At 62.8% G+C, this 6,058-nt stretch carries 7 protein-coding genes; 4 read left to right on the top strand and 3 right to left on the bottom strand.

The features are described from left to right. The 3 genes from ACTHL0_RS00300 to ACTHL0_RS00290 form a co-directional block, all read left to right on the top strand. Positions 1-165, top strand: a 165-nt coding sequence (locus tag ACTHL0_RS00300; RefSeq protein ID WP_440564548.1) for a TraB/GumN family protein, incomplete at its 5' end; no start/stop codon positions are given. 261 nt (positions 166-426) lie between these two features. After that, a complete protein-coding gene (locus ACTHL0_RS00295) occupies positions 427-1,446 on the top strand; it encodes a glycosyltransferase (RefSeq protein WP_440564545.1) in 1,020 nt (339 codons plus the stop codon). A gap of 53 nt (positions 1,447-1,499) precedes the next feature. Beyond that, entirely contained in the window at positions 1,500-2,720 is a 1,221-nt protein-coding gene (locus tag ACTHL0_RS00290; RefSeq protein ID WP_440564547.1) for an MFS transporter, read from the top strand. A gap of 163 nt (positions 2,721-2,883) precedes the next feature. Here the strand turns inward: ACTHL0_RS00290 and pxpA are convergent, their stop codons facing one another. The 3 genes from pxpA to pxpB are packed head-to-tail and all read right to left on the bottom strand — an operon-like array spanning position 2,884 to position 5,357. Continuing rightward, positions 2,884-3,636: a 5-oxoprolinase subunit PxpA gene (gene pxpA, locus ACTHL0_RS00285; RefSeq protein ID WP_440564544.1), complete on the bottom strand. Its 753-nt coding sequence runs from the start codon at positions 3,634-3,636 to the stop codon at positions 2,884-2,886. A gap of 21 nt (positions 3,637-3,657) precedes the next feature. After that, entirely contained in the window at positions 3,658-4,707 is a 1,050-nt protein-coding gene (locus tag ACTHL0_RS00280) for a biotin-dependent carboxyltransferase family protein (RefSeq protein WP_440564543.1), read from the bottom strand. Then, complete coding sequence (gene pxpB / locus ACTHL0_RS00275) at positions 4,704-5,357, bottom strand: 5-oxoprolinase subunit PxpB (RefSeq protein WP_440564542.1); 654 nt, start codon at positions 5,355-5,357, stop codon at positions 4,704-4,706. Before pxpB ends, ACTHL0_RS00280 begins: the two co-directional genes overlap by 4 nt. Positions 5,358-5,530: 173 nt before the next feature. Between pxpB and ACTHL0_RS00270 the strand changes: the two genes are divergently transcribed. Beyond that, on the top strand, positions 5,531-6,043 hold the full coding sequence (locus tag ACTHL0_RS00270; RefSeq protein ID WP_440564541.1) for a winged helix DNA-binding protein: 513 nt from the start codon (positions 5,531-5,533) through the stop codon (positions 6,041-6,043). Positions 6,044-6,058: the final 15 nt, after the last annotated feature.

Here is a 6,058-nt window from a genome sequence, read left to right as displayed (position 1 = left end):
AACCGCATCGTCTACGAACGTAACCGGCGGTTTGTCGTGCGGATGACGGCGCTCGCGGGACCGAATCGGCCGATTTTCGTGGCGATCGGTGCGTTGCATTTTGGCGGGCCGAAGGGCGTGCTCGCGCTGTTGCGGCAGCGGGGGTTTGCGGTTGAGGCGGGTTGAGGGTACGGGGAGCGCGCATCGACCGTTCCCATTCGGCGGCTCGAGGGCCGTTGATCGCACTGACAAGCGGACCGCGCCGCGACTGACCTTCCATCCGTCCGAAATTTTCGCATCTGTTCGAACGAGGTCCGGAAATCGCTTAAGGTCCTCAGTCGATGCGATTTTTGCCGGGTCTTCTCCCTGATCGGTGATCGCGGCAGTGCGTTTACTGAATGCGGCCGTCGCCTTTCCCTATGTTCGAACCAATTCTGGATAAACGCGATGGAATCAAATGGCGTAGCCGCGACGGGCGATCTCGTTCTCTGCGTGCCTCCGGGTTGGAATACCTACATCTCCCGCGAATTTCATGAAATTCATCAACACCTGGCGGCGCTAGGTTGGAAATTGATCGTGGCCGGCGCCATCGACGACGACGAACTCCTGGCGTCCGTTCGCCGAGCGCGTGTGGCGTTGCTATGGGAATGCTACGAGCTTCTGGAGCGGCACGCCGCCTCGTTCGACGCGCTGCCCGATACCGTCAGACGCATCGTATATTGCGACGACGTTCATTGTTTTAGCGCCCATCGCCGAGCGCAGCGACAACGCGCGTTCGATTGGGCGGAAACGATCCTCGCCGCCTATCCGCAGAAAGTGGCGGAGTGGTTTCCGGAAACAACGAAGAACGTGCGGTGGATGCCGCATGCGGCCGCTTCCTATTTCACGCCGATATTCGCTCCCCGTACCGACCGGATCTTGCTTTCGGGATCTCGCACGTGGCCCTATCCGTTTCGCCAGTTCTGCGCGGCGAAGCTGTCGCCGGATGTTTGTCATGTCGTGGATCACCCGGGATATCCCGGTTATCCGGGGGATCGGGCGAACGGAATGCAGGCCGACGCCAAGGCATTGGCGGCCGTGGGTCGGGAGCGATACGCGTCATTGTTGCGCCGGCATCCCGCGATGCTCGCGTGCGGTTCCATCTTCCACTACCTGGTGGCAAAGGTGTTCGAGGCGATGGCGGCGGGGTGCTTGGTACTCGCGGATCGCCCGTCGCTCGGTGCTCAACTCGCTGCATTGGGGTTCAACGAGGGCGAGCATTATCGGGGAACGGACATCTTTCACGTAGTGGAGGATGCCGCATCCGTGCAACGCTTGTTCGCCGACGGAGATCCGCGCTGGTTGGACATGACACAAAGCGCGGCACGGAAAGTAGCCGCGCACCATACGACGGCGGTGCGCGCGGGAGAGATTCACCGGTCGTGTCTCGCCGAATGTGTATCGGGACGCGGTGCAGGCGAACGTTGAGGCGGCTTGCATGGTTGTCCGCATTCAGACGCGACACGTCCTTTGCTCAGCGAATGTCGCCATATCGCGACGCCTTGTGCGTCTCTTCGTTTCGGATGTTGCTGACGGGTCAGGGATTATCGATGGCCGGCGATGCTGTCTGTCTCGCGGCCCTGCCTCTCGCTGTTATTCATGCGGGGCTGACCGCCGGTGTTTTTGGATTCCTAATGGCAGCAGTGGGCGTCGGCACTGTGATTGGCGCGATCGTCGGCGGCGTAGTCGCGGATCGAGGGACGCCCAAACACATGTTGATAGCCACGGATATCGCGCGAGGCGCGGTGCAGATCGCAGTCGCCGCGCTTATAGTGTCCGGCGCTCCGCCGTGGTCTTTGGTGCTCGCTTATCTGGTGTTCGGTATCGGCATCGGCATCTCGCGCCCATGCACGCAGGTGTTGCTCGCCAATTTGCTGCCGAAGGAAGCATGGGTCGCTGGCAATGGGGCAATGAACTTTCTCGACAACTTCGTCGCCGTGGTCTTTCCCGCGACACTTGGCGTATTGATCATTGTATGGGACCCGGTGTGGGGCGTGCTGATTGATGGCGTGACGTTCTTCGCGGCCGCGATTTTCACCGGCCTTGTGCCCAACAAAGGCAAGTTCGCGGCTGATGAGCAGTTCTCACTATGCGAAACTTTCGACGGAATTGCGGTCATTGTCGGTAATCGCGAATTGCTGCTCGGGTTTTTCGCAACATTTGTCGTCAATGTTCTATGTTTTCCAGTTTTTCTTGTGGTGGCCCCCTACGCGGTGAGCGATCGGTTCAGCGACACGATGTGGGGCATCTGCTTGGCCGCTTCGGGACTTGGCGCATGCGTAGGATCCGTTGTGACCGTATTGGCGGCGGGGCATCGGCGTCTGGCCGCGCTCGCGGTCGTGTGTGGACTTTTTCTTTGCAGCGCAATGGCTCTACTCGGCATGGGCGCATTCGGCTGGATGGCAGTGTTGGGTGCGATGTTCGTGGGAGTTGTTGAAGCCTCTTGGCTGACCGGTTGGGCGACAGCGATGCAGACGCTTTCGCCTGAAAAGGACATCGGCAAAGTCGTCGCGGTCGACACATTCGTTACGAGCGGGGTTCATCCGTTTATTTATCTCGGCGGCAGTCTCGTGGGTGGTGCGATGGGCTACTCCCAGACACTGACGATGGCTGCCGCTGTCGGTGCAGCCGGGACGATTGCGATCGGCATGGTCGCCTTTAAACGAAGAATGCAGCGGCACCCGTATGATCAAATGTCATGACATTAAAGAGCAGGCGCGTGATCTGTCAGAGCTTCATCGAACGGTGGCGTCGGGTCCTTAATCACCTGCAGTACACCGGTCGGCGCTTGCACCTTGATGACGGTGTTCTTGTCGGCAGTTCGAGCGGCGCTGAGAGCCGCCTCCTCGCCCACGTCCGACTCCATCAATGCCGCAGCCCCGACGCAGCCTGCACATCCACCCCGTTCGCTACGAGCGTGCTGCGCAGCTTCTGCGCGAACGCGAGCGCATGCGGTCCATCTCCGTGCAGGCACAGCGTGCGGACATCGAGCGGCACCCAGCCGCCCGTTACCGCGCGCACTCGCTTCTCGCGCACCATCGAGAGCACGTGCGCGAGCATTTCATCGTCGTCTTCGATCAGCGCGCCCGGTTCGTTGCGCGGTACCAGCGATCCGTCGGCACGGTAGCCGCGATCGGCGAACCCCTCTTCAACGGCAACGAGCCCCGCTTCACGCGCCATCGAGATGAAACGGCTATTGGCCAAGCCGAACACGGCCACCGACGGATCGAAGTCATGCACGGCCGAGATAATCGCCTCGGCGATCGCGGGATCGCGCGCGGCCTGGTTATAGAGCGCCCCGTGCGGCTTCAAGTGCGCGACACGGACGCCTTCCGCCTGGGCGATGGCCGACAGCGCGCCAAGCTGATAAAGAATGCCGGCATAGATGTCATCGGGCGGCAGATGCATTTCCTTGCGCCCGAAGTTGGCCGGATCGTGAAAGCTGGGATGAGCACCGATCGCCACGCCGCGCTGCACGGCAAGCCGCACGCAATCGCGCATCGCGTTGGCGCCACCGGCATGCCAGCCGCAGGCGATGTTCGCCGAGCTGACGAGACCGAGCAGCGCTTCATCGGCGTCTCCGCCTTCGCCGAGATCGGCGTTCAAATCGATATTCATGACTACCTCGTTACAAGACCTTCAAGCGGCGCGCGACTGACGTTGCATCCGCTCTTCATGCATGGCGATCGCGGCATCGATCTGCCGCAGATACGCGCGTTCCTCGATGAGCGCATGGCGCGCTTCCTCGCGGGTCGTCCGCACGAAGCGCACCGCCGTGCCCAGCCGCACCTGCGCGAGTTTCCATAAATCGGCGGCGATGACGACGCCGATCCGCGGATAGCCGCCCGTCGTCTGCGCATCGCTCATCAGGACGATCGGTTGGCCGTTGCCGGGCACCTGGATCGTGCCGGGCAACACCGCGTGGGAAAGCAGCTCGCTGGCTTGCTCGCGTTCGAGCGCCGTCCCCTCGAGCCGGTAGCCCATCCGATTGCTGTTCGGCGTGACGCGCCATTCGTCCGACCACAACGCCGAGCGTGCCGCCTCGCTGAACAAGTCGTATTCGGGGCCTCGCAGCACGCGGATCACTTCGCCGCGTTCGGCCCCGGCAGCATGCTTGCCGCGCCGCTGCGGTTCGTGCGCCGCCTGCGCGAATCGGCACCACTGCGGCGCCTTGACGCCGAAGGCGGGCGCGTCGTCCGCCGTCGCCTTCGCTTGCGCCGGCTCGCAGTGCCCGATCGGCAGCCGGTCGCCGTCACGCAGCTTGCGGCCGCCGAGCCCGCCGAAGCGGGCCGCGAGATCGGTACTGCGCGAGCCGAGCACGGGGACGACGTCGATCCCGCCGCGCACGCAGACATAGCCGCGCATGCCCCGCGCCGGCCCCTGCAGGACCAATTCCTGACCCGCCCGAACCGGCAGGCTCCACCAGGTATGCACGGGCTCCCCGTCCAACGTCGCGCCGAATTGCGCGCCTGTGATGGCGATGCGCGTCGCCCGGGCGAATCGCAGTGCGACGGGACCGACGGTCACCTCGATCGCGGCCGCCTGCGGCGTGTTGCCGACGAGCCGGTTGCCGACGTCGAGCGCAAGCGTATCGAGTGCTCCGGCTTGAGCAACGCCGAGGTGCCGGTATCCGGCGCGGCCAAGGTCCTGCACCGAGGACAGCACGCCGGCGCGCAGTACGTCGATCATCGAACGATCTCCAGGACGGTAAAGCGGACACAATCGCCGGGTTGCAGCAAGGTGGGCGGATCGCGCATCGGATCGAACAGCACCGAGGGCGTGCGCCCGATCAACTGCCAGCCGCCGGGTGAGGCGGCCGGGTAGATGCCCGTTTGCGCGCCACCGATGCCGACCGAACCGGCCGGCACTTCCAGGCGAGGGATCGCACGCCGCGGCGTATGGAGCGATGCGTCGAGACTGCCCAGATAGGCGAACCCCGGCTGGAAACCGACAAAAAAGACGATGTACTCGGCGCCCGAGTGACGCCGAACGACTTCCTCGACCGTCAGCCCCGTATGGTCTGCCACGATCTGCAGATCGGGGCCGTCTTCTCCGCCATAGCGCACGGGAATGTCCACCTGGCGGGTGGATGAGCGCACGCCCACGGCCTTGGCCCATGCAAGCGAGAGCTCGGCGGCGCGCGATTCCAGATCCGCCGACATGGGATCGAAGACGATCGTCAGATTGTTCATGCCCGGCACGACCTCGACGACATGGGCCCATTGGCGCACCACCTGGGCGAGCGCCCAGATGCGCTGCTGGCATTCGAGCGTCGCGGGCGCGGGTGCCTCGCAGACAAGTGCGCTGTCGCCGAACGGATAGATTCGAGGTTCTGTCATCTGCAACCTTGGCCGGCGCGGAAATCCGCTCGGTGTAGGGGTTCTGTCAGGAGGTATTATCGATAAATTATCGACATTTTACCCATAAGCGTTTCTGCTAGTGCTGGACACCCGATGGGCGGCGTACACTGCGCGGACTCATTCTTTCATCTTTAGTCTGCCTGGTCCCCGCCATGTCGCGTCATCCCACCAAGATCGTTTCTTCGGAACACCTCGTCTCAGAGACAAGCGTCGAGCTCTCGGAATTCGAATACGGTCTGATCATGGCGAGCAATGCCTTCAACCGCTGGATGGTCCGATGCATGTCGGCGGCCGGGGCCAAGGACATGACGGCCATCGAAGTCTCGCTGCTCCATCACGTCGGTCACCGCGAACGCAAAAAGAAGCTCGCCGACATTTGTTTCGTGCTCAATATCGAGGACACCCACGTCGCCACCTACGCGTTGAAGAAGCTCGTGAGTAGAGGGTATGTAAAAAGCGAAAAGACCGGCAAGGAAGTCTTTTTCTCGGCCACCCAGGCGGGGCGCGAGTTATGCAACAAGTATCGCGAAGTCAGAGAAAGCTGTCTCATCGCGGCGCTCAAGGAAAGCGGGCTCGCCAACGAGCAGATCGGCGAGGCCGCTCAGCTTATGCGTAACGCGTCCGGCTTGTACGATACGGCGGCCCGCGCGGCTACGTCACTCTGAATCTGCTTTTGGCGC

It is taken from the genome of Trinickia sp., assembly GCF_051961175.1.
In the GTDB taxonomy this organism is placed as follows: Bacteria; Pseudomonadota; Gammaproteobacteria; order Burkholderiales; family Burkholderiaceae; genus Trinickia.
The sequence above is the reverse complement of the archived record's forward strand: the minus strand, read 5'-3'. Positions and strand labels throughout refer to the sequence as shown.

Coding starts and splice junctions, on each gene's coding strand:
- ACTHL0_RS00290 (WP_440564547.1), top strand. CDS start 1,500: ATGTCGCCATATCGCGACGCCTTGTGCGTCTCTTCGTTTCGGATGTTG.
- ACTHL0_RS00280 (WP_440564543.1), bottom strand. CDS start 4,707: ATGATCGACGTACTGCGCGCCGGCGTGCTGTCCTCGGTGCAGGACCTT.
- ACTHL0_RS00295 (WP_440564545.1), top strand. CDS start 427: ATGGAATCAAATGGCGTAGCCGCGACGGGCGATCTCGTTCTCTGCGTG.
- pxpA (WP_440564544.1), bottom strand. CDS start 3,636: ATGAATATCGATTTGAACGCCGATCTCGGCGAAGGCGGAGACGCCGAT.
- pxpB (WP_440564542.1), bottom strand. CDS start 5,357: ATGACAGAACCTCGAATCTATCCGTTCGGCGACAGCGCACTTGTCTGC.
- ACTHL0_RS00270 (WP_440564541.1), top strand. CDS start 5,531: ATGTCGCGTCATCCCACCAAGATCGTTTCTTCGGAACACCTCGTCTCA.